Origin of the sequence: Cytobacillus oceanisediminis 2691, assembly GCF_000294775.2 — a bacterium.
Classification (GTDB): domain Bacteria; phylum Bacillota; class Bacilli; order Bacillales; family Cytobacillaceae; genus Cytobacillus; species Cytobacillus pseudoceanisediminis.
In genome coordinates this window covers 2,017,229-2,040,417 of sequence record NZ_CP015506.1, presented here as the reverse complement: position 1 = coordinate 2,040,417, position 23,189 = coordinate 2,017,229, and the positions used below count along the sequence as shown (strand labels likewise).

21 protein-coding genes are annotated in these 23,189 nt (G+C 41.8%); 4 read left to right on the top strand and 17 right to left on the bottom strand.

What is annotated here, in order from left to right; all coding sequences use genetic code 11:
• Positions 1-5: 5 nt before the first annotated feature.
• From A361_RS10320 to hflX, 3 genes are all read right to left on the bottom strand, one after another.
• Positions 6-413, bottom strand: a complete 408-nt coding sequence (locus tag A361_RS10320; RefSeq protein ID WP_009330569.1) for a MerR family transcriptional regulator — start codon at positions 411-413, stop codon at positions 6-8.
• A 188-nt stretch (positions 414-601) separates the two neighbouring features.
• A complete protein-coding gene (locus tag A361_RS10315; protein ID WP_019381827.1) occupies positions 602-1,873 on the bottom strand; it encodes an aminotransferase class I/II-fold pyridoxal phosphate-dependent enzyme in 1,272 nt (423 codons plus the stop codon).
• A gap of 13 nt (positions 1,874-1,886) precedes the next feature.
• Positions 1,887-3,143: a GTPase HflX gene (gene hflX / locus A361_RS10310; protein WP_019381826.1), complete on the bottom strand. Its 1,257-nt coding sequence runs from the start codon at positions 3,141-3,143 to the stop codon at positions 1,887-1,889.
• A gap of 238 nt (positions 3,144-3,381) precedes the next feature.
• Between hflX and A361_RS10305 the strand changes: the two genes are divergently transcribed.
• Positions 3,382-3,999, top strand: a complete 618-nt coding sequence (locus tag A361_RS10305) for a trimeric intracellular cation channel family protein (RefSeq protein ID WP_009330572.1) — start codon at positions 3,382-3,384, stop codon at positions 3,997-3,999.
• Positions 4,000-4,016: 17 nt separating this feature from the next.
• Here the strand turns inward: A361_RS10305 and A361_RS10300 are convergent, their stop codons facing one another.
• Genes A361_RS10300 through A361_RS10290 form a run of 3 tightly spaced genes read right to left on the bottom strand, consistent with a single transcriptional unit; the run spans position 4,017 to position 6,904 of the window.
• Positions 4,017-5,297: a TRAP transporter large permease gene (locus A361_RS10300; RefSeq protein ID WP_019381825.1), complete on the bottom strand. Its 1,281-nt coding sequence runs from the start codon at positions 5,295-5,297 to the stop codon at positions 4,017-4,019.
• Positions 5,298-5,316: 19 nt separating this feature from the next.
• Positions 5,317-5,889 (bottom strand): TRAP transporter small permease, encoded by a 573-nt coding sequence (locus A361_RS10295; RefSeq protein WP_019381824.1) that lies wholly within the window; start codon positions 5,887-5,889, stop codon positions 5,317-5,319.
• A 19-nt stretch (positions 5,890-5,908) separates the two neighbouring features.
• On the bottom strand, positions 5,909-6,904 hold the full coding sequence (locus A361_RS10290; protein ID WP_019381823.1) for a DctP family TRAP transporter solute-binding subunit: 996 nt from the start codon (positions 6,902-6,904) through the stop codon (positions 5,909-5,911).
• Between the two features lie 404 nt (positions 6,905-7,308).
• On the opposite strand from A361_RS10290, the gene A361_RS10285 reads away from it, so the two are divergent.
• Both A361_RS10285 and A361_RS10280 read left to right on the top strand, forming a co-directional pair.
• On the top strand, positions 7,309-8,373 hold the full coding sequence (locus A361_RS10285; RefSeq protein WP_009330576.1) for a YeiH family protein: 1,065 nt from the start codon (positions 7,309-7,311) through the stop codon (positions 8,371-8,373).
• A 157-nt stretch (positions 8,374-8,530) separates the two neighbouring features.
• Complete coding sequence (locus A361_RS10280) at positions 8,531-9,226, top strand: FadR/GntR family transcriptional regulator (protein ID WP_009330577.1); 696 nt, start codon at positions 8,531-8,533, stop codon at positions 9,224-9,226.
• Between the two features lie 68 nt (positions 9,227-9,294).
• On the opposite strand, the gene A361_RS10275 is transcribed toward A361_RS10280, so the two are convergent.
• From A361_RS10275 to miaA, 8 genes are all read right to left on the bottom strand, one after another.
• On the bottom strand, positions 9,295-10,380 hold the full coding sequence (locus A361_RS10275) for an Ldh family oxidoreductase (protein ID WP_019381822.1): 1,086 nt from the start codon (positions 10,378-10,380) through the stop codon (positions 9,295-9,297).
• Positions 10,381-10,454: 74 nt separating this feature from the next.
• The gene (locus A361_RS10270) at positions 10,455-11,612 is read right to left on the bottom strand and encodes a UxaA family hydrolase (RefSeq protein WP_019381821.1); all 1,158 of its coding nucleotides are present in this window, start codon (positions 11,610-11,612) and stop codon (positions 10,455-10,457) included.
• Between the two features lie 2 nt (positions 11,613-11,614).
• Positions 11,615-11,959 carry a UxaA family hydrolase gene (locus A361_RS10265; protein WP_019381820.1) on the bottom strand — a complete coding sequence of 115 codons (345 nt, stop codon included), beginning with the start codon at positions 11,957-11,959 and terminating at the stop codon, positions 11,615-11,617.
• A 111-nt stretch (positions 11,960-12,070) separates the two neighbouring features.
• A complete protein-coding gene (locus A361_RS10260) occupies positions 12,071-13,021 on the bottom strand; it encodes a hydroxyacid dehydrogenase (RefSeq protein ID WP_019381819.1) in 951 nt (316 codons plus the stop codon).
• Between the two features lie 326 nt (positions 13,022-13,347).
• Complete coding sequence (locus tag A361_RS10255; protein WP_009330583.1) at positions 13,348-13,581, bottom strand: glutaredoxin family protein; 234 nt, start codon at positions 13,579-13,581, stop codon at positions 13,348-13,350.
• A 78-nt stretch (positions 13,582-13,659) separates the two neighbouring features.
• On the bottom strand, positions 13,660-14,610 hold the full coding sequence (gene spoVK, locus A361_RS10250) for a stage V sporulation protein K (protein WP_009330584.1): 951 nt from the start codon (positions 14,608-14,610) through the stop codon (positions 13,660-13,662).
• Positions 14,611-15,024: 414 nt separating this feature from the next.
• Positions 15,025-15,258, bottom strand: a complete 234-nt coding sequence (hfq, locus tag A361_RS10245; protein ID WP_009330585.1) for an RNA chaperone Hfq — start codon at positions 15,256-15,258, stop codon at positions 15,025-15,027.
• 27 nt (positions 15,259-15,285) lie between these two features.
• The gene (miaA, locus tag A361_RS10240; RefSeq protein ID WP_019381817.1) at positions 15,286-16,248 is read right to left on the bottom strand and encodes a tRNA (adenosine(37)-N6)-dimethylallyltransferase MiaA; all 963 of its coding nucleotides are present in this window, start codon (positions 16,246-16,248) and stop codon (positions 15,286-15,288) included.
• A gap of 275 nt (positions 16,249-16,523) precedes the next feature.
• Between miaA and mreBH the strand changes: the two genes are divergently transcribed.
• Positions 16,524-17,531: a rod-share determining protein MreBH gene (gene mreBH / locus A361_RS10235; RefSeq protein WP_009330587.1), complete on the top strand. Its 1,008-nt coding sequence runs from the start codon at positions 16,524-16,526 to the stop codon at positions 17,529-17,531.
• 193 nt (positions 17,532-17,724) lie between these two features.
• Here mreBH and mutL read toward each other — a convergent pair whose 3' ends face one another.
• The 3 genes from mutL to A361_RS10220 all read right to left on the bottom strand — a co-directional run bounded on the left by mutL (position 17,725) and on the right by A361_RS10220 (position 22,966).
• Positions 17,725-19,647, bottom strand: a complete 1,923-nt coding sequence (gene mutL, locus A361_RS10230) for a DNA mismatch repair endonuclease MutL (RefSeq protein ID WP_009330653.1) — start codon at positions 19,645-19,647, stop codon at positions 17,725-17,727.
• A gap of 15 nt (positions 19,648-19,662) precedes the next feature.
• Positions 19,663-22,266, bottom strand: coding sequence for a DNA mismatch repair protein MutS (gene mutS / locus A361_RS10225; protein WP_009330654.1), 2,604 nt, complete (start codon positions 22,264-22,266; stop codon positions 19,663-19,665).
• Positions 22,267-22,642: 376 nt separating this feature from the next.
• Positions 22,643-22,966, bottom strand: coding sequence for a YvbH-like oligomerization domain-containing protein (locus A361_RS10220; RefSeq protein ID WP_082919431.1), 324 nt, complete (start codon positions 22,964-22,966; stop codon positions 22,643-22,645).
• Positions 22,967-23,189 lie beyond the last annotated feature (223 nt).

Genomic DNA, 23,189 nt, shown 5'->3' with positions numbered 1-23,189 from the left:
CGTTTTTAATGGAAAAAGCGGTGCATGTTGCCTTGCCTCAATGATGAGCGATTAAACCGGCCTGCCTGCACAATTTCCTTGCGAAGAAGTTTCCGGATTTCTTCATCTGATAGATCGCGTCTCGCTTTTTCTGCCTGCTTATTCAAGTTTTCGGTTATCGCTTGCTGTTCTTTCACGAAAAATAGCTGCTTGATCCCAGCCATGTTCACGCCTTGATCAATCAAATCTTTGATTTCCAAAAGGACATCGATGTCGTTTAAGGAAAAAAGCCTTCTATTTCCGTCAGTTCTAGCTGGAGAAATTAATTGGTGCTCTTCATAGTAGCGAATCTGCCTGGCGGTCAGGTCAGTCAGCTGCATGACAGTACCAATCGGGAAAAGCGGCATGGAACGTCGAATTTCGCTTCCAGTCAACTATTTCTCCCCCTTTTCAATTACTTCTTGAGATTATTATATGTAATGTCAGATAATCTGTCAACTATATGTTAGCTTTTATAACATGATTTTTTCAAAAAATTTTTGCCTTTCATATTTTCATATAATTCTCTGTAAAGCAACAGAAAAGGACAACTAACTATGTAGCTGTCCTTTTTAATATTCACCTAATTTATTTGGACTAAACCTTTTTCCAGCAATTGGTCCAGCGCGATGCATACAGCCATTTTCACATGTGAATAAGTCAGCCCGCCCTGAACATAAGCAACATAAGGCGGCCTGATAGGACCATCAGCGGTCAGTTCAATGCTTGCACCCTGAATAAAAGTCCCAGCTGCCATGATTACATCGTCTTCATATCCAGGCATATAAGCAGGATAGGCAGTTACATGTGAATTAACAGGAGATGCAAATTGAATTGCCTGGCAAAACGCCACCATTTTTTCTTTATCATCAAATTGAACAGATTGGATTAAATCAGTTCTATTACTGTCCCACTTTGGGTTGGAGTTCATGCCAAGCCGTTCAAGAAGCGCTGCTGTAAAAACAGCCCCTTTCAGCGCCTGGCCGACAACATGGGGAGCCAGGAAAAAGCCCTGATACATTTCCTGAAGGCTGTAAAGGGACGCACCCGCTTCTGCACCAATTCCCGGTGAAGTCATTCGGTAGGAGCAGGCTTCCACCCATTCCTTCTTCCCGACAATATAACCGCCCGTCTTTGCAATCCCGCCGCCAGGGTTCTTGATGAGCGACCCGGCCATCAAGTCTGCCCCAACATGGCAAGGCTCACGGTCTTCAACAAACTCACCATAGCAATTGTCAACAAACACAATCGTATCCGGCTTAACTTCTTTTACAAACTGGATCATTTCTTCAATTTGTTCAATTGAAAAAGAAGGTCTTGTCGCATATCCTTTGGAACGCTGGATACCAATCATTTTCGTGTTCGGCCTGATTGCTTTTTCAACGGCAGGATAGTCGATGCTTCCATCTTCGTTCAGCGGGATGCTATTGTATCCAATGCCGAACTCTCTCAGCGAACCGTTACCTGTTCCCCGAATCCCAACAATTTCTTCCAGTGTGTCATATGGCTTGCCGGTGATATACAGCAATTCATCACCTGGCCGCAGTACGCCAAAGAGTGCAATGGAAATGGCATGCGTGCCTGATATTATCTGCGGGCGGACCAATCCTGCTTCCCCGCCGAAAACTTCTGCATATATTCCCTCAAGCGTATCCCGGCCGATATCATCATAACCATAGCCGGTTGAAGGATTGAAATGCGAATCGCTGACTTTGAAATTTTGAAAGCTCTTTAAAACACGGAATTGATTCTCATCAATCCGCTCATCAATGCTCTTTAATACCTCTGAAATTTGCTGCTCCACTTCTTTTACAATCGGCTGGAGCTTTTCCCCTTGTGATAACTGTTGAAACATGATGTTCTCCTAACTATACGGTATATTTCATTAAAGGCCCTGAAATCTGATGGTCTTCGAGGTAATAGCCCTTGCAAACATAAAGTTCTTTGTCTTCGTTGAAAGTCAATTCCCGCAGGATGGTTTCGTTCTTGAGCTGCGACAGCAGCTTTCCTTCTGTTGACGGCACCTCTACATGGTAATGCTTCATCATTCCCAGAATCATCTGCTCGATTTTCCGTTTCAGCTCATTGCGGTCATCTTCTTCAAAGGCACTGATCTGAATCGTTTCTGTTCTGGCAGTCGGGACAAAATCAGGATGCTTTAAATCTCTTTTATTATATACCGTCAGCTGCGGTATTTTATCATTTTCCAAATCTTCTATCAGTTTATTGACTGTCTGCTCATGCTGGTAATAATCCGGATTGGACATATCGACCACATGAAGAAGAAGATCTGCTTCATTAACTTCTTCCAGAGTGGAACGGAAGGCTGCAATAAGAGTAGTCGGCAAATCCTGAATAAAACCGACCGTGTCTGTCACAAGTGTAATAAATCCGCTTGGCAAAATCAGTTTGCGGGTCATCGGATCAAGTGTGGCAAACAACTGGTTCTCTTCATAGGATTCCGCCTCAGATAGCCTGTTAAAAATGGTGGATTTACCTGCATTTGTGTAGCCGACAAGTGCAATTTGAAATGCTTTGTTTTTCTTCCTTCGTTCACGATACCTGTCACGGTGCTGCACAATGACGGAAAGCTGGGTTTTAATATCATCAATACGGCGGCGGATATGCCTGCGATCTGATTCAAGCTTGGACTCACCTGGTCCCCTTGTGCCGATTCCCGCTCCAAGTCTTGAAAGCTGAACACCCTGGCCTGACAGGCGCGGCAGCATATACTGCAGCTGTGCCAATTCGACCTGCAGCTTCCCTTCTTTAGAGCGCGCCCTCTGCGCAAAGATATCTAAAATCAGCTGTGTGCGGTCAATGATCCTGGCATCCAAATCTGCTGATAAGTTGCGCACCTGGCTTGGTGAGAGCTCATCGTTAAAAATGATAATATCTGCTTCCATTTCTTCCTGAAGTGCAGCCAGTTCCTCCACTTTCCCCTTTCCTATATATGTAGACGGATGAACTCGTTCCCTTTTTTGAGTAATCGAAGCTAAAACTTTTCCGTTTGCCGTTTCAGTCAGCGATTCCAATTCTTCCATTGAATATTCAAACCGCTGGTCATCTTCATCAGTATGGCAGCCGACAAGAATGACTTTTTCATAATCTGGCTTACGTTCCAACCAGCATCCCTCTTTCATATGCTTATTTTAATTGATAACATCATAACAAAAATCATATTCAAATACTAATTTTTACCGCTAATCACAGGCCTTTGCACCGTCCATTTGAAATGATAAAAAAAATGGTTGTATTTCTTTTTTTCCGTGTTAAAATCATATTGTTTGGAAAGAATTTACGTTTTTAAATAACTTAAACTTAAATAGATTTATAGATCTGCATCAAGAGGAGAAATGGCATATGACATGGGAAGTTTTAAGTATGATCGGCACTGTTGCTTTCGCTGTCAGCGGTGCAATTGTGGCGATGGAAGAAGAATATGATATTTTAGGTGTATATATCCTTGGGATTGTCACCGCTTTTGGCGGCGGAGCGATCCGAAACCTGCTAATCGGTGTTCCTGTCTCTGCCCTTTGGGAACAGGGTTTATTTTTTCAGATTGCCCTTTTATCCATCACAGCAGTAATGCTGTTCCCGAACAACCTGCTCAAACACTGGCAAAGATGGGGCAATTTCACTGACGCAATCGGGTTATCCGCCTTTGCCATCCAAGGAGCACTGTACGCAACGGAAATGAACCATCCTTTAAGCGCCGTAATTGTGGCTGCTGTATTGACTGGAAGCGGAGGGGGCATCATCCGTGACCTTCTTGCAAGAAGAAAACCGCTTGTATTGCGGTCTGAAATCTATGCGGTCTGGGCTATCCTTTGCGGTTTTGGAGTCGGACTCGGAATCGCCTCAGCACCATTTGAACTTTACACTTTGTTCATTATTATTACAGCTTTACGGGTTTTATCTTACACATATAATTGGAAGCTTCCGGTTAAGAGGCTGGGAACAAGTAAAAGCATCGGCTAGCCGATGCTTTTAAATATTTATAGGGTTGTTAAAAACATTGATATAGCAGGGAAATAAGTAATAATAAATAAATCAAAAACCATTACAGCAATAAAAGGAATTACAGCCTTTATTAATTTATCATAGGAAACTTCAGCTATTCCCTTCACTATAAACAAATCCAATCCAACTGGAGGTGTAATTAAACCGATTGATAAGTTAACAACCATGATTAATCCAAAGAAAACCGGGTCAATGCCTGCTCCGAGAGCAATCGGGAGAAGCAATGGCGTTAGGATTGTAATCGCTGCTGATGCGTTCAGGAAGCACCCTGCAATAAAGAAAATAATATTGAAGATAAATAGTATCAAATATTTATTTTCTGTTGCGTTCATGACAAGCTGTGCAAGCTGCTGCGGAATTTGTTCAGCCGTTAATAACCATCCGAATAAATTTGCCCCGGCTATAATAAAGACAACCATCGCAGACATTTTTCCTGCGTTTATAAACGCTTCGGGTATATCCTTCCAATCCATATCTTTATAAACAAACTTATTAATGATAAAAGCATATGCAGCTGCTACTGCACCGGCTTCAGTAGGAGTAAAGATCCCTCCCCTGATGCCGAAAATAATGATTAACGGCAAGAGCAAAGCCAATATCCCTTCATATAAAGTTTTCCGGAATGTTGTGAATTCGAATGTCCTTTTTTCTTCAGAATAATTGTTTTTCCTGGTTAACCAGTAATTTAACATCATTAAAGACAAGCCTATTAATATCCCGGGTATGATGCCTGCTGTGAACAGGTCTCCTATGGATACTCCTGCGGTTACACCGTATACAATCATGGGAATGGATGGAGGTATAACCACAGCTATTGTTCCTGCACTTGCAACAGTGGCAGCTGCAAACCCTTTATCATATCCCTTTGACTCCATCATCGGTATCATCATTTTACCTACAGCAGCTGTATCTGCAGCACCTGAACCGGATATCCCTGCAAAAAACATACTTGTTAAGGTTGAAACCTGTGCAAGACCTGCCCTTACCCAGCCCACAGCAGCAAAAGCAAATGCTGCTATTCTTTTCCCCATGCTTCCTGACATCATAAATTCCCCTGTAAGCATGAAGAATGGAATTGCCAGCAGCGGAAAGGAATCAACTGATGTAATCAAACGCTGTGGAACCACTTCAAGAGGAATATAATATATGCTTGATATAAATCCGGAAATGGAAGCTATAATTAAAGATATTGCAATTGGCACACCCAGAATCATTAATAAAAACAATACAGCCAATATTATTATTGCTACCGTCATCAATTTCCCTCCCTTTCAACTAACCCATATTTGTATTTTGGGATTCTGCTTGAACGACCACTCTTTCATCTCTTTTTGCAGTGCGGAGCTCCAAAATATTGACCGATGAGTGAACAAAACAGACAATTGAACTGACTAGGACTGCTCCGTAAATAAAAGTCATATTCAGCCCAAGCGAAGGAGAAATCTGCTGAATGGAGAACTTCAATATTCTTGATCCATAAATAATGAGAAACAGAAAAAGTGCACTGTTAATACATTCAACCAGCAGCATTACTTTACTTTTCCATTTTTCAGATAAATAATGATGGAGAATTTCTACTTTTGCATGCCCTTTGCTTTTATATACGATTCCGATTCCTAAGAACACGATCCATACAAACATGTACCTGATAAGTTCTTCAATCCAGGTTAAGTTGAAAATACTGAAATCTGCAAAAGGGAGTATACTTTTTGCAAACGCACTTTGCAGGACGTATCTTGAAAATACTTGATACACTGTGGAGATAAAGGCAATGACAAAAAATAAGATAACAATTTTTTTCGATATCTTATCCGCTTTGTCACTCAATTTCCTGAAAAATTCACTCATTTTTCTACACCCCCGTCATTTATTTTAAGCTTTCTATCTTATCAAACAGTTCCTTTCCTATCGTTTCTTCATATTCCTCATAAACCGGCTTTACTGCTTCTCTAAATGAATCCAAATCTGGATTTTCTTCAATTTCTATCTCCGTCTTTTTAAGGTCCTCCAACAGTTTTTTCTCATCCTCCATTGCTACTTTGCGTTCATAATCAACTGCTTCTGCAGAGGCTTCAGATACTGCCTTTTGCAGTTCTTCAGGCAATGTGTCGAATGTTGTTTTACTCATAAGAAAAACAGCAGCATCATAGTTATGGGCAGTTAATGTCAAATAGCTCTGCACCTCTTGAAATTTATTTAAATAGATTTGCGCAAGGGGATTTTCCTGGCCGTCGACCACTTTCTGTTCCAAAGCAGTATATAGTTCACCGAATGGAACAGGAACAGGAGTTGAGCCAAGAGCTTTAATGAATGAGATGTATGGAGGTGACTCCTGGACCCTCAATTTTAATTTCGCTGCATCGGCACTTGTCTTAATGGGTTTCTTATTATTCGTCATATGCCTCCAGCCGTTCTCCATATAGCCGAGGTTGATAAGGCCCCTGTTCTCTAAATCAGAAGCTATCTCTTTGCCGATCTCCCCATCCAGGACCCGAAAAGCATGCTCCCGGCTTTCAAATAAATATGGAAGGTTAAGCAAATTAAATTTAGGGGCGAAATTGGTTACTGGTGCTACTGAGCCAATATGAAAATGGATGGAGCCAATTTGCGCTCCTTCTATTTGGTCTCTTCCATTTCCTAATTGGCTGCTTGGAAATATATCGATTCTTATCCGCCCGTTAGATTTTTCTTCCACCAGTTCTTTAAACTTCAATGCCCCTTTGTGGTAAGGGTGAGTTTCCGTTTGAAGATGGCCCAGTCTCAAAACATATTCTGCATCCCGCTCTTTGCCATTAACATTGCTGGAGCAGCCGCTCACAAATATTAACAATAGGATTGATAAGATAGACAGGTATACTCTCATATAATTCGCCTCCCGCACTATATTGTAAGCCCTTACAAATACATGATTGAAAAACTGCTAATATCCTCAGATTTACCGCCGCCAAGTCTACACAAATAAGTTGTTAATTGATTAGACTAAATTGATTTTCACTTAAAATTCCTCCTTTTTATTCACTAGCCTGCTGATCTATTAAAATCTTTATGGACTGACTTTTCTTAAAGGAGAATACTTAAGTTATGGTACAGTCACCCAACCACTATCCATATTCTATTTATAATTTTCTAAAAAATCAATACTTTCTAAATTTTTTTGTTTAATTTTTATATTTTTCTTGATAACTCTTTTTAAAAATGCTTAAATGAGATTATATTGGTTGGGTTTCCTGACCATTGGACCAATTTTGCGGAAAAGGAGGCAGAAGATTGAGCAATGCTGGAGCAACAAAACTGCATAAAGCAAAAACAGTTCCCCTTCACACAAGAAAAAAAATTAAAACCCTAAAGTTGCAAAAGGGCTGGCTAAAAGGAGTCCTGCTAACTTTAATACTTGCTGTATTAGCTGGTTCCATAGCGAAATTGCCTGTTTTTTCAGTAATGGGAATTATGATTGTTTCCATACTGCTTGGCATGAGCTGGAAAGGAATAATGGATGTACCAGCCGATGCATCTGCAGGGATCACATTCAGCAGCAAGACTCTTCTTCGTGCGGGTATTATTCTGATGGGATTAAGACTGAATGTTGAACAAATCTTTGCCGCTGGTTTCTCTCTTATTATTGTCGATATCCTTGTAATCGCTTTCACTCTTGTCCTTATGATGTATATCGGAAAACTTCTCTCGATCGACCGCCATTTATCAGCACTGATTGCCGTTGGAACAGCAATATGCGGGGCTGCTGCCATAGTTGCTGTTGCCCCCCTGATCCGGGCTAAAAATGAGTTTACTGCAATCTCCGTAGCTTTTATTGCCATTGTGGGTACTATTGTGACAATCATTTATACTTTTTTGTTCCCCGTACTGGGCCTGAGCCCTTATGATTATGGAGTTTTAACAGGGGCAACCTTGCATGAGCTTGCGCATGTCATTGCAGCTTCTGCTCCAGGAGGAGATGTGAGCAGTGATACTGCCATTCTGGTAAAACTGGGACGTGTAGCATTATTAATTCCTGCAGCGATTATACTTGGAGTGATATTTAATAAGAACAGCTTAAAGAAACAAAAAACAAGATTCAGAGATTTGCCGGTCCCCTGGTTCATCTTCGGCTTTCTGATTATGTGCCTGGTTAATACGGCTGGCATATTATCTGATAGAATGACCCAAATGCTGATCGCACTAAGTATCTTCTTATTATCCATGGCCATGGCAGGCTTAGGTTTAGGAGTTAATTATACTGAATTTAAAAAGTTAAACAGCAAGGTGATTTTTACTGGAACTTTCGGAGCTGCCGCCTTAGCAGCCTTGGGATTTTTAATCGTTTATTTCATTTAAAGCTGCCTATGAAGGCAGCTCTATTTACCTTTTTGAGAAAATTAAGATAGCGGTGTTGATTACTTGACCCGTTAATGATTTAATAAAATAGGTTGGGCCATTGAACCATTTTTCCTATATAAAAAGCCCATCAGTAAATTTGCATGGAGGGGTATATTTGGACATTAATAGAAAAGGAATTTCGGAGCAGGTAGCCGATAGTATAAAGAAAAAGATCCACAATGGCGAATACAGAGCAGGTGAAAAAATCCCCGGCGAAAGAGAAATGGGGATGGAGCTTTCTGTCAGCAGAAATACAGTAAGGGAAGCCTATAAAATACTCGAAGCATATGGTTATTTAACCGCCAAACATGGAACAGGGGTCTTCGTCGCTTCTCCTGAGCAGCAGATACAAAAAATGACTGAAGCTTTTTTTGTATCCTCTGATCAATTTAAGGATTTCTTCTCCGTCAGAAAAATTCTTGAGGAATGGACAGTAAAATGGTCCATAGAGAATTCAAGCCCGGATCTTATTCAGCAATTAGATCAAATCCTAAAGGAAGCAAACGAAATTGTAAGCGGTGACCAGGATTTTGACCGTCTGGCTGAGTTGGACCATAAATTTCATATGACGCTTGCTGATCATTCAAATAATGTGGTTCTAGTAAGGATTATGCACTTTTTAATCGATCTTCTGTCAGAGTCACGTACAAAATCAATTAACATTCCGGGCCGTGCTTTAAAATCTGTCCAGGAGCACGAAAGGATTCTTGAGGCAATAAAACAGAACAACATTGAGTTGGCTCAGGAACGTATGATTGACCATATTGAAAGTGTAGAATGTTCGATTTCTCAAAATACATTATCCAGCTAAAAAAAGCTGTTATGGTGTTTATATGCCTCATCCAATTGGATGGGTCAATAATCACCATACAGCTTTTATTAAAGAGAAAGGCTTTTACTGGAATGATCAAGTGACCTTGCCTCAGGAAACGGGATATTGAACTTCTCCCCCAAATCTTTTAATTCCTGTTCAACATTGCCTGATAATTCAATACCTGTTAATAGCCTGCTGGCACTTTCTCTTTTTCTTCTTTCTCCCGGATAGCGTATTTCACTTACATCTGGTTTCTTAGGAACTTCTTTCATTTCCTGCAGCAGATTTTGAATAGAGGTAAAGAACAATGTTAAATCCATAAATTTTTTAATATCTAATAACAAAAAGAAGTGTCCAACATTCGCATTCTCTGTTTCATTGTCATCATAAAGATTTTTCACATGGGGGCCAAATGCTGCTCCTGAAAGTACACCAGTTAATATCTCAACAGCAAGCGCGAGTGCAGCCCCTTTTGCTCCTCCAAGCGGAAATACAGACCCTTTTAAGGCAGCCGCCGGATCCTTGGTGGAATTCCCATCTTCATCAATTGCCCAGTCACCAGGTATTTCATTCCCCTGCTTTGCGGCCAATATGATTTTCCCTCTGGCCACTATACTGGTTGATAAATCAATAATTACAGGCTGTTCGTTGCCAGTTGGAAAGCCAAAGGCGATTGGGTTGGTGCCAAAGAAAGCTTCCTTCCCTCCCCAGGGTGCGATCCCTGGCGGGGAATTAGTAAAGCCTATACATGCGAGATTCTGCTCGCATGCCATTTGGCAAAAATACGAAGCAGTCCCAAAATGATTGCTATTACGAATCGCGATTGCTGCTGTGCCATTTTCTTTTGCAGCTTCTATGCCTTCTCTAATTGCCTTCCAGCTGACTACATGGCCCAGGCCATTATCGCCATCAATCTGGAGCACGGATGGGGCTTTTTTTGTTACTTTAATATCCGGATTCACATTTATTCTTTTATCCATAAATCGTTTGGCATAAATGGGAAGTCTGCTGATCCCGTGGCTATCCGTGCCTTCTAGGTTTGCTTTTACCAGTGAATCTGCGACAACTTCCGAATAATCTTTCCGCATTCCCATTTTTTCAAGAACTTTTTCACAGAATTCCTTTAGATCCGACTCATTATATGTGTTCATGTCTAAACTCCTTTTTTTGTACTCTCTTTAAAAAAGGATTCTCCCTGCTCAAAAATGTGCAGGGAGAAATTGAATCAGGCGCTTCGGTATAGTTTTGTCATGACAAATTCACGATGTCCCAAAGCTTCAGCACTGGTCAAGCGGCCATTTACCGTGCGGCAAATAACTTCCATTAATTTGTCGCCTGCTTCTTCCAGGGAAATCTGACGGGACAATAATCCCTGTACATCTACATCAATATGCTCGCTCATTGTTCCTGCAGTTATGGGATTTGCGGTAATTTTCACAACAGGCTCAATTGGATTTCCGATAATGTTCCCCTGCCCTGTTGGGAAAAGATGGAGTACTGCTCCGCCAGCTGCCATTAACGTAATGCATTCTGCGGCTGCAGAAGAAGTATCCATAAAATACAATCCACTTCCATTATCTGGATTTTCTGCCGGATCAAGGACCCCAATTACTTCCTTTGTACCTGTTTTGGCGATATTACCAAGAGCCTTTTCTTCTATAGTTGATAGGCCTCCTGCAATATTTCCCTGTGTTGGCTGTGAACCTAGCAAATCTACTCCTTTGGATTCGATTTCGCCAACATAATCTTCATAAATAGCCATAAACTTTTCATGAAGTTCAGGAGTTGCCATTCTTTGTGCGATTAGATGCTCCCCACCAGTCAATTCAGATGTTTCCCCAAAGAATACCGTCGCACCGGCATCAACCAGGCGGTCAACTGCCTGAGATACTGTTGGGCATGATCCCAGTCCTGTAGTCGTATCCGATTCCCCGCACTTAATGCTGATCGTTAAATCTTTTAGTTCAATCGGTTCTCTCTGCAGTTCAGATGCCCATTGAACATACTCTTTTGCTTTCCATGATGCTTGACGGATGGTTTCAAAGTCGCCATTTCCCTCGATAGAAAAATAGGATACAGGTTTGCCAGTTTCTGCAATACCTTCCGCGATCTTCTTGGACCAGTTTTCTTCAATGCCGATGACAATAACCGCTGCCACATTTGGATTTGAGCCGGTTCCTATCATTGTTCTGAAATGAAGATCAAGGTCCGGTCCATACTGGAGTCTTCCATATGCGTGTGGAAGTGCCATCGTTCCTTGAACTTGTCTTGCAACAGCCTCACAGGCAGCATTTGAGATATCATCAACAGGCAAAATGATGACATGATTGCGTATTCCAACTTTTCCATTTTCTCTGCGGTAACCCATTAGTGTATTATTCATTTCTACCACCTCGCCGTTTTAATATTATGAGTATGGACATAATCTCCTACAGCCCATTCTGTTGTAGTTAAGCCAATTTGAATTCCGTATTTTAAGACTGGCTGATTACTCTTTAAGTCTACTAATGAAATTTTATGCCCTAAAGGAATATCCCCGCGAGACTTTACAGACACCTCAGAATTATCATCCATAAAGATTCCGATAACCTGTTCTCCTTCTTTTATTGGACTAGTCGCTACCCCTACATGATCTCCCTTATGATGAATTAAAAACTTATGTGTGCTAACCTCTTTAGACTCAGGAGAATGCGTGTCTGCCAGAGTTGTAGATTGACTGTTATTACTCATTCAATTGCCTCCTTTTGTATTTGGTTGGGTGACCCAACCACTATTTATAGGTTAATTAAACCACTCCCAAATGTCAAAGTCAATTATTTATTTAAATTTTCGGAAACTTTTTTAAATTACACATAATGACGGCTGATTTTTCATAACCTTTGCTACTTCCTTTGCCACCAATAAGGAAGTTCTAATTTGTGATTCTTCAGTTAAACCAGCAATGTGCGGAGTAATAACAGCATTCGAGCATGTCAATAGTTTGTTCGACGGAAGGATTGGTTCTGTCTCAAGCACATCCAGAAACGCTCCTGCAATCGCACCATTGGTTAAAGCAGCTGCAAGATCACGTTCATTTATAATACCGCCTCGGGAGGTATTAATAATATAGGAAGAAACCTTCATTGAATGAAGTTCTGACTCGGAGATTAAATACTTGGTTGAAGGTGTAAGCGGAACATGCAAGGAAATAAAATCAGATTCAGCAAGCAGATCTGCTAATGATTCTATTATTTGAACCCCTGTTTCAGAAACAATGTGATCATAATCCGCAATAAAGGGATCATAACCAGCCACTTTCATTCCAAACGATATTGCTCTTTTAGCAACGCGATGAGAGATTTCCCCTAATCCTATAAGGCCCAGCGTTTTACCCGCAAGTTCCATGCCGGTGTATGTTTTTCTATCCCAATTGCCGTTCCTGACATCATAATCAGCAAGATGAAGAGGCCGGGAAACACTTAACATGGCCATCATCACATACTCGGCCACCGAAGTAGCATTGGCATTTTTAGCATAAACCACTGGGATTCCCATTTTCTTTGCTGATGCTGTGTCTATATTATCAAGTCCAACTCCAAGCCTGCCTATAACCTTTAATTGAGGACCAGCTGCCATTAATTCCTGATCTGCAATTGTTTGATTTCTTACAATTAAACCATCGTAATTGCTGATTTTTCTTAATAATTCTTCACGGTTACTCCATAGATTCTCGTCATAATCCACTTGGAAGCCATTGTTTATTAACTCTTCAATTCCTTCTTTCCAGATTAATTCAGTAATTAGGATTTTCATTTTCTCAAGCTCCTTCCAAAATAAATGGTTAGGTGACCCAACCACTATAATTATTAAAACACCCCCGGGAAGTTCGGTCAATGTTTTTAGAAAATTCTTTCTTTAAAATCAAAAACATCAGATTATCCTGATATATTTTTAAACTTATACATAGATATTTATTTGCCGGTTTAAGCTGTTTGTTTGCAAGTTCATGTACTTTCATTGCAAAATTTCCTATTTATTTGCGAATACAGCTGCTTTTTTTGCTAGTATGCAATTTTATTTGCAGAGTTCACAATTCAAAAAAAAAGACCTGCTCAATCCACGAGCAGGTCCCCTCTATATTATTGCTTCACATTTGCCATAATCGTATTTGGATCAAAGCCAATGACCCAATTGCCATTCACATTGATCTGCGGCACTCCCATTTGTCCAGTGGTTGCAACCAGTTTTTGTGCCTCTCGCTGGTCATTCTGCACATTAACCTCTTTATACTCCAGCCCTTTCTCATCCAGAAAATTCTTCACCATCGTACAGTAAGGACATGTATTGGTCGTATAAACCGTAATATTATTCATTTTATATTCCTCCTTCAGTAAAAAGACAATGCCAATGTTCTTTGACACTGTCTTTTTTATTACAATATCAATATCCCCTTAATCGGCTTCTTCAAACAACAAATCATTGCTTCTGATGGTCATCAGATCATGTTTGTCATAGCTGTTTTGCATTAATAGGCGCATGGCCTGTGCCCGTATAGATTTTTCAATGATATTCCGGATATAGCGCCCATTCGAAAAACTGTTTGGGCTGAGATTATTTTTCACAAAATGTAAGTGCTCTCTCAGCTTCTTTTCAGATTCGTGGCTTAATGTATATTCCCGTTCCTTCAGCATCCGCTCGCCGATTTCCATCAGCTGCTCAATCGAGTAATCAGGGAAGTCAACAACCAGGGGGAACCGGGAATGAAGACCAGGATTCAGCGTCAGGAAGTGATTCATTTCTCTTGAGTAGCCCGCCAGTATCAGAATAAATTCATGCTGGCGGTCTTCCATATGCTTTACGAGAGTGTCAATGGCTTCCTTGCCAAAGTCTTTTTCTCCGCCTCTTCCTAAAGAGTATGCTTCATCGATGAACAGGATCCCGCCTATCGCTTTTTTCACCAGATCCCTTGTCTTCTGGGCAGTATGACCAATATATTCACCAACAAGATCAGCCCGCTCAGCTTCAATCAGATGGCCTTTTGACAGTACATTCATTTTTTGAAAAAGCTTGCCTATTAATCGGGCAACCGTTGTTTTACCGGTGCCGGGATTGCCTTTGAACATCATATGCAATGCCTGCTTTCCAGCTTTGAGACCGGCTTCCTCCCGCTTTTTATTCACATAAATCCACGCATAGATCTCCTTGATCATTTTCTTCATCTCTTCCATTCCCACAAGAGCGCCAAGTTCTTCTTCAATTTCTTTCAGAGCTGTATGCTCAGGCGGAATGGCTTTTGGAGCCGCTTGGGATTCGGGAAGCTCTTTTGTGTATGTTTTTCTCTTTTGTGAATTGAGCACGATGCTGATCTGTCCGTTATTCTTCAGGCGAATCGGCTGGTCCAAAAGCTATCACCTCACATTCTTAGCACAGTATACGCATAGAAGTAATCGTTGTGACAAAAGCCTATATGCATCCGCGAGTTTACGGTTATTAGGCTAAAATCCGACATATTCCCGCGCATTTCTGCAATCACTGATGCAGGAGTGTCGGTTCATGCGGTTTCCCGAGAAATAAGGTGAAATTTTCACCTCTTCGGGCTTTCCTCCGCTTTAGATGCTGCTGATACCTGGGAGCATACTGCCTGTTCATGGGAAACAAGCCCTGCAGTCAGGCTCCCTCATATCTACAATAAATTCTCATATCTATATGTATTCAGCCAACCTCCATTTCATTAAAAATATTTGTGCTGTCTTTGCATAAGAAAATAGCCCGCTTCAATCAAAGCGGGCTTTTCTTGTGCATGTGCAACTTTTATATTATTGCTGGTTTTCCATATCCAGCTGAACATTGCGCTGTGGAACGAAGGTAGAAATGGCATGCTTATAAACGAGCTGCTGCTTGCCTTCTGACTCGAATAATACCGTGAAATTATCAAAGCCTTTGATTTGGCCTCTAATTTGGAATCCATTTAACAAAAATACAGTACAATTAATATTATCCTTGCGTAGCTGATTAAGAACCTGATCCTGAATATTGATTGCTGATTTCATTATAATCCTCCTCTTTTATCTCTATCATTATGTATTCGATTTTATTTTCAGCTTTCCTTCAATATGAGCAGAAATTTCAGCGAATTTTTTTTCAAACTCATGAGGGTCGGCTGTACCGGACATATCAAACCATTCCACATTCATCTTGTTTCGAAACCATGTTAGCTGCCTTTTTGCATATCTTCTTGAATTTTGCTTCAGATTTCCAACGGCATCCTCCAGTGATACACGTCCATTAAAGTATTCATACAGTTCTTTATATCCGATGGCCTGTATGGACTGGCAATCCTTTAATCCCAGATCATACAGGGCTCTCACCTCTTCAAGCAAGCCTTCCTTCATCATGATCTCAACCCGGAGATTGATGCGTTCATATAAGGTATCCCGGTCCATGGTCAACCCAATCAGCGCCGTATCATAAAGAAGTGCTGGATCCTGATTCTCCTGATACTGAGACATCGTTTTCCCTGTGCAATGGTAAATTTCCAATGCCCTGACCACTCTTCGAATGTTATTGGGGTGAATTTTTTCCGCACTTTCAGGGTCTATGGCCAAAAGCTCCTTGAAAAGGGCATCGTTCCCTTCCCTTTCGGCGCGTTCCTCCAAAGTTTTTCTGAATTCTTCATCTGAAGAGGCATCAGAAAATTGGTAATCATAAATAACGGATTGAATATACAATCCAGTGCCTCCAACGATCATTGGAAGTTTGCCTCTTGAAGTGATCTCTGTGATTTTGCTGCGGACCAGTTCCTGAAATTCAGCTGCCGAAAAGGGATCTTCAGGATTTTTGATGTCAATTAGATGATGCGGAATTCCTTCCATTTCTTCTTCTTTAATTTTCGCCGTGCCGATATCCATGCTTTTATATATTTGCATAGAATCTCCGCTGATGATCTCAGCATTAAAACTTTTCGCCAGAAGAATGCTTAATTTTGTTTTTCCTACAGCTGTAGGGCCAATCAGCACTGCAAGCTTTTCTTTTTCACTCATCTGTTCACTGCCTTTACTGCCATTCTAATTATTATCCTACCATATAGCAGGAAAATTTTTCAGGTATCATCTTACCATTCTTTTTATAAAAACAGAACATTTATGCATTATGAACAAGTTTCACCTTTCCTATTCGACAAGTTTCCTAAAATTTTCTTATAAAATTACATTTTATTAACGATTCCATAACAAACAAAGGGTAACCCCCAAAATCATGTTAATTTATTAGAAGGTTATATTGTTACAATATAAATTTGAAATTGGGTGAAGAATTCATGTTAAATACATCTGAAATTGGAATTGACTTAGGAACTGCTAATATACTTGTATACAGCAAAACAAAAGGCATCATCCTTAATGAACCTTCTGTAGTAGCAATTGATACAGAAACGAAAAAAGTGTTAGCTGTTGGTAAAGAAGCAAAGGAAATGATCGGGAAAACACCAGGCCGCATCGTTGCCATCCGTCCGCTCAAAGACGGGGTTATTGCCGATTATGACACCACTACTGAAATGCTTCGCCAGGTTATGCGAAAAGCATCGAAAAAAGTAGGATTTGCAATCAGAAAGCCGAATGTCGTTGTTTGTACGCCATCTGGTTCGACAAGTGTTGAAAGAAGAGCCATCCATGATGCTGTCCGCAATGCGGGGGCGAAGAAAGTACATCTGATCGAAGAGCCTGTGGCAGCAGCAATTGGTTCAGGCATGCCTGTCGATGAGCCTGTCGCGAACGTGGTTGTTGACATTGGCGGGGGCTCAACAGAAGTAGCCATCATCTCTTTCGGCGGAGTGGTAGCCTGCAATTCCATCCGGATTGGCGGCGACAGACTTGACGATGATATTATTCAATATGTACGTAAAGAATACAACGTTCTGATCGGAGAGAGAACAGCCGAACATATTAAAATGGAAATCGGCTACGCGCTGGTTGACCATGAAGAACTGACAATGGAAGTGCGCGGCCGCGACCTTGTTACCGGCCTGCCTAAGACGATTACTCTAACTTCCTATGAAATCCGTGATGCAATCAAAGAATCATTGCTTCACATTCTTGAAGCAATCCGCGCAACATTAGAAGACAGTCCGGCTGAACTCAGCGGAGACATCGTAGACCGCGGTGTGATCCTTTCCGGCGGCGGTGCCCTTTTAAACGGCATGCAGGAATGGCTTTCACAGGAAATTGTAGTCCCTGTACACCTTGCACCAAGCCCGCTTGAATCTGTAGCGGTTGGAACAGGAAAAGCCCTGCAATTTATTGATAAGCTGCATACGGCAGTGAGATAAGCTATAAGAAAAGCATCCATTCCGCGAAATGGATGCTTTTTTGTTTTGTATATTGTCCTTTTGAGCGAAATAAAGTTTTATGAGCGAAAAAAGAAAAAATTATGGACCAAACACCACTTAGTTTACATAATAGAATTATCGTCGTCTATGAATAAAAAAACGCCGAACCACTCTGGTTCAGCGTCGTTCTTTTCTACATTACCCTCTTAAACATTTTCTCCATCTCATAAGTGGAGTAATGTATGATGATCGGCCGTCCATGCGGGCATGTGAACGGATCGGAAGACCTCCGCAATTCATCAAGCAGCGCCTGGATTTCATCATTGCGGAGATGGTGATTCGCTTTAATGGAAGCTTTACAGCTCATCATAATGGCAGCTTCCTCACGCAGCTTTTTAATATCGACTCTCTTCATGGCTAAGAGCTGTTCAATCATATCCTCAATAATTTCCTGTTCCTCGCCTTTAGGCAGCCATTGCGGATGAGAACGGACAATAAAGCTGTTATGTCCGAACTGCTCCAGAAATACCCCCACTTTTTCAAGCTCGCCTTTGTATTCATCAATTTTAATATAATCATCCGTTGAGTATTCAAATGTCAGCGGTATAAGCATTTCCTGCAATTCACTTTCAACCTGGCCGACTTTCTCCCTGAAATACTCGTACTTGATCCGCTCCTGGGCGGCGTGCTGATCAATGATATAAAGGCCCCGGTCATTTTGGGCAAAAATATATGTCCCATGCATTTGCCCAATCGGATAGAGCGGCGGCACCCGGGATGGCTCATCCACTGTGGCGGTCTCTGCCAAAAACTGTTCCAGTCCTGCAGCTCTCGGCTCTTCGGGCTGGAATATGTGCTGATCAGCTTCAGGCAATTCTTCAGCTGAGGGGCTTAAATCTATGAGAGGAGCATCCTGCAAATCAGGATATTCAGCTGCTGCCGGTTCACCTGGTAGACTTTGCGGGCTTTGCGGATCTGCCCCATTCGGGTACTGCCGGATAGCATCCTCCCTCGCTTCACGAACAAAAGAAGGCACATGCTCCCGATGCTCAGGCAAATGATCCAGTTCAAGAGCCGTCTGTTCTGACTTAGGCTTCATGGTCTTCGGCTGTGTAAATCCGGATGGGATCAGTTCCTCTTTTTTAAATGCAGCCTTCAAAGCATCTGATACAAGCTCATTCAATTCATGTTCCTTGCTTAAGCGTACCTCCATTTTCGACGGATGGACGTTCACATCGACAAGGAGCGGATCCATTTCAATGTTCAGGAGCACAATCGGGTAGCGGCCGATTGGCAGCAGAGTATGATACCCCTCCTGAATGGCTTTGGCCAAAGAATAATTCTTGATGAAGCGGCCGTTGATCATGGTAGAAATGTAGTTTCTTGATGCTCTTGTAATCTCCGGCATTGCTGCATATCCGCTGATTTTAAAATCAAGTGAGCTTGCTTCAATCCGAACCATCTTTTTCACAATATTGAGCCCATAAATAGCTGCAAGCACCTGCCGGACATCCCCGTTTCCGTTCGTCTGCAGGAGCTTTCGCTCATTATGGATCAGGCGGATGGCGACCTCCGGATGGGCGAGCGCCAGCCTGTTAACCACATCTGTAATATTGCCAAGTTCTGTGTGAATCGTCTTCATATACTTAAGCCTTGCCGGCGTGTTGAAAAATAAATCCGTCACTGTCAGGTCAGTCCCTTTTCTGCCGGGTGCCTTTTCCATCACTTCCACTTTTCCGCCTTCTATGACAACACGTGTGCCGTCATCCCCAGTTGAGGTTTTCATTTCAATCCTCGATACCGACGCAATACTTGGCAATGCCTCGCCGCGGAATCCGAGCGTGCGGATGCGGAAAAGGTCATTTTCGTCTTTAATTTTACTGGTGGCATGGCGATGAAAGGCATTCAGGACATCATCTTCCTCAATGCCATCGCCATTATCGATAATGCGGATTTTGGCCAGGCCGGCTTCTTCCGCTTCAATTTCAATAATAGTACTTCCGGCATCGATCGAATTCTCCATCAATTCTTTTACCACCGATGCTGGCCGCTCCACCACCTCGCCGGCAGCAATTTTATTAGAAAGCGCATCATCCAGCTGAATGATTTTCCCCATCTCGTCACCCCCTGTTTATTGATTCTTCAATTTTCTGTGCAGTTCATATAATGTATTTAATGCCTGCATTGGCGTCATATCAAGGATATCGAGCGCTTTGACTTTATCAATAATCTTTTTTTCCTTAGAGCTTATTGAAGGTTTCTTCACATCTTCAGAATCCTCAAAGAAAGATAATTGGGCAGCAGGCTCTGCCATTTTTTCTGCGGCAGGAATCTCTTTTTTCACAGGAGCGGGATCGTTCGATTCCAGTCCCGTTAAAATTTCATTTGCCCTTACAATTAGTTCATTAGGGAGCTCTGCAAGCTGGGCAACATGGATTCCGTAACTCTTATCTGCCGCTCCTTCCTTAATTTTATGAAGGAACACAACCCGTCCATTTTGCTCGACTGCGCTGACATGGATGTTTTTCACCTTCTGCAGTTCTTCTTCAAGCACCGTCAATTCATGATAGTGCGTGGAAAATAAAGTCTTCGCACCAATCCGGTTGTGAATATACTCAATGATTGCCTGCGCCAATGCCATCCCATCATAGGTGGATGTTCCGCGCCCGATTTCATCGAACAGAATCAAACTGTTTTGAGTGGCATTCACAATAGCATTTCGCGCTTCAAGCATCTCGACCATGAATGTACTCTGGCCGGAAATAAGGTCATCGGCGGCTCCGATTCTCGTAAATACCTGGTCAAAAATCGGCAGCACGGCTTCAGAAGCAGGTACATAGCAGCCGATTTGGGCTAAAATCGCAGTCAGGGCGATTTGCCGCATATACGTACTTTTACCGGACATATTCGGCCCTGTAATCAGCAGCACTTCCCGGTCCGCATCCATATAACAGTCATTCGGCACATATTCTTGTGCGTTCAGCACTTTTTCAACGACTGGATGGCGGCCGTCTTTGATATAAACCCGTCTTTCATTTGAAAAACTTGGCTTTATATAATGCCTTTGCTCGCTGACAGCGGAGAAGCACTGAAGAACATCCAGCTCACTTACCGTTTTCGCCAGCTTTTGCAATCTCGGAATAAATTCTTTTACATGTTCGCGGACATTCGTAAATAATTCATACTCGAGCTCCACACACTTTTCCTGTGCTTCCAGTATGAGTGATTCTTTTTCCTTTAATTCAGGCGTAATAAATCGTTCGGCATTGGTCAGGGTCTGTTTGCGCTCATATTGCCCTTCTTTTAGAAGATGAAGGTTAGCGCGAGTAACTTCAATATAATAGCCAAACACACGGTTAAAACCGATTTTCAATGATTTAATGCCTGTTTTTTCACGTTCCTGCTTCTCAAGCTGGGCAATCCAGGTTTTCCCGTTGCGGCTGGCATCACGGTATTTATCCAGCTCTTCATGATAGCCGTCCTGAATGATGTTTCCATCCTTCAATGACAGCGGCGGATTTTCCATTATCGCGCTTTCCAAAGTATCCGTGACTTCTTCACACGCATCCAGGCGCTCAGCAAGCCTCACTGCTTCCTCATTCGGCAGATTTGAGACCATTTCTTTTAGAACAGGTATCTGCTGAAGAGATTTCTTAAGCTGCACAAGGTCGCGGGCATTTACATTTCCAAACGCCACTCTTCCTGCAAGGCGTTCCAGATCATAGACTTCCTTCAGTTTTTCTCGGATTTCTTCCCGTTCAAAGAAAGAGTGAATAAGCGTTTCAACCAGCGAATGGCGGCGTTTGATTTCCTGTTCATCAATAAGCGGCCTGTCGATCCATTGCTTTAAAAGCCTGCCGCCCATGGCAGTCTTCGTTTCATCCAGGAGCCATAACAGCGAGCCCTTCTTGCCTTTGCTGCGGATGGTTTCTGTCAGCTCAAGATTCTTTTTAGAAAAATAATCGATTTTCATGTATTGATTAATCTGATAAGTAGCCACCTTTTGAAGGTGATCCAGGCTCCTCTTCTGCGTACGGTACAGGTAATTAATCAGTCTGCAAGAAGTTGTCCTGAGCTTGTCCTGATTTAAATCAGCCAGAAGTCCCTCGAAAGAGTCCCGGACTCCGCAATCATCCTCGAATGAAATCGCCATGACGGAGCGTTCTTTCATTCTCCTCTGCCATTCTCCATCAAAGTCGGAAGAGATGACTACTTCCTTTGCACCTGACATAGACAGCTCGTTTAAGACCTCATCAAACCCGCTGCTTAACATCGTTACCTTCGTCTCACCTGTTGATAAATCATTGGTGGCAAATCCAAAGGTTTCATCTTCAAAGACCGAAATCGATGCAATATAGTTGTTTTCTTTTTCCTGAAGGCCTTTGCCTTCCATCATTGTTCCAGGTGTGATAAGCTGAACGACTTCCCGCTTCACAACTCCTTTTGCCTGTTTCGGATCTTCTGTTTGCTCGCAGATTGCGACTTTGTATCCTTTTTCAATCAATTGTTCAATATAAACCGGTGCTGAATGATACGGCACCCCGCACATGGGAATCCTTTCTTCCGTGCCTCCCTCGCGGCTGGTTAATGTGATTTCAAGCTCCTGTGATGCTTTAAGTGCATCATCGAAAAACATTTCGTAAAAGTCTCCAAGGCGAAAAAATAAAAAGGCATCCTGATATTCTGCCTTTACCCTTAAATATTGCTGTATCATAGGCGTGTATGCTGCTGCCATAACTTCCTCCAACGATCCATAATCTATTATTTTATAATCCTGTTTTAGAGATTTCCTCTAAAAACGTCTTTTTCATTATATCATAGATTATCGGCTGACTCAGAGGTGCAATATTTGCCTTGGCTATTCTCTTATATTGATAGGCTTATATATTATGCCGTTGATTTCAGCACGGGACACTTGCTTTCCGCGGGTAGGTTCCCGAGCCTCCTTGGCTTTGCCTGCGGGGTCTTTCACTTCCCTCTCCTCCCGCTTGAGTCAAATATCCTCCGCTGCGATCAAAGCAGTGGTTAAACTATACTTGCGTTTAATGAGCAGTAGAAAGTCTTGCCACAAAAAAAACAGCAGCCCCCAAATGGAGAGCTGCCAGGATTTCTTAGTTATTTATGTATTTTTCAAACACATATCCGAAGTCTTTCACATTATATTTCTTGCGGCTGTTCATCAGCCAGTTGAAGGCTGTTTCATTTAGTACACGGAAATTGTCCACCACATTGGCGTCCTGATTGGACACTGAACGTCCAAGAGTGCTTGATGCCAAATTCAGGCTTTTTTCAGCATACTCCATGGACACTTCATTTTCGCGGCAGATTTCGGAAATGCGGATCAGTGCTTTATATAAATCTTTCAATTCTTCGATATGCTTTTTATGTACGTCAATAGAGAATGCCTGAGATCCAATCACGAATTTGATTTCCACATCCAAATCTTTAGTAAACTATCTGTCTACCATTAATATAATCGTAGACAGCTTCTATTTATATCCTATTTTATTGTGGATTAATAGTATACAAATAATTTTATATGTACACTTTACAAAATATTCATAACATTATATGATATCTGTAAAGTTTAGAGGCAAAAATAGTATTTCGAGGGCATATTTGTATTTTTATTGGAGGGCAAATTCCCGCAGCGGGTAG

Bases quoted from the DNA above. Each gene is read 5' to 3' on its own strand.
- A361_RS10315 (WP_019381827.1), bottom strand. From the start codon at position 1,873: ATGTTTCAACAGTTATCACAAGGGGAAAAGCTCCAGCCGATTGTAAAA.
- miaA (WP_019381817.1), bottom strand. From the start codon at position 16,248: ATGAGTGAAAAAGAAAAGCTTGCAGTGCTGATTGGCCCTACAGCTGTA.
- A361_RS10255 (WP_009330583.1), bottom strand. From the start codon at position 13,581: ATGAATAATATTACGGTTTATACGACCAATACATGTCCTTACTGTACG.
- hfq (WP_009330585.1), bottom strand. From the start codon at position 15,258: ATGAAATCAGCAATCAATATTCAGGATCAGGTTCTTAATCAGCTACGC.
- A361_RS10290 (WP_019381823.1), bottom strand. From the start codon at position 6,904: ATGAGAGTATACCTGTCTATCTTATCAATCCTATTGTTAATATTTGTG.
- A361_RS10305 (WP_009330572.1), top strand. From the start codon at position 3,382: ATGACATGGGAAGTTTTAAGTATGATCGGCACTGTTGCTTTCGCTGTC.
- A361_RS10265 (WP_019381820.1), bottom strand. From the start codon at position 11,959: ATGAGTAATAACAGTCAATCTACAACTCTGGCAGACACGCATTCTCCT.
- A361_RS10295 (WP_019381824.1), bottom strand. From the start codon at position 5,889: ATGAGTGAATTTTTCAGGAAATTGAGTGACAAAGCGGATAAGATATCG.
- A361_RS10275 (WP_019381822.1), bottom strand. From the start codon at position 10,380: ATGAACACATATAATGAGTCGGATCTAAAGGAATTCTGTGAAAAAGTT.
- mutL (WP_009330653.1), bottom strand. From the start codon at position 19,647: ATGGGGAAAATCATTCAGCTGGATGATGCGCTTTCTAATAAAATTGCT.
- A361_RS10270 (WP_019381821.1), bottom strand. From the start codon at position 11,612: ATGAATAATACACTAATGGGTTACCGCAGAGAAAATGGAAAAGTTGGA.
- mutS (WP_009330654.1), bottom strand. From the start codon at position 22,266: ATGGCAGCAGCATACACGCCTATGATACAGCAATATTTAAGGGTAAAG.
- A361_RS10260 (WP_019381819.1), bottom strand. From the start codon at position 13,021: ATGAAAATCCTAATTACTGAATTAATCTGGAAAGAAGGAATTGAAGAG.
- A361_RS10300 (WP_019381825.1), bottom strand. From the start codon at position 5,297: ATGACGGTAGCAATAATAATATTGGCTGTATTGTTTTTATTAATGATT.
- mreBH (WP_009330587.1), top strand. From the start codon at position 16,524: ATGTTAAATACATCTGAAATTGGAATTGACTTAGGAACTGCTAATATA.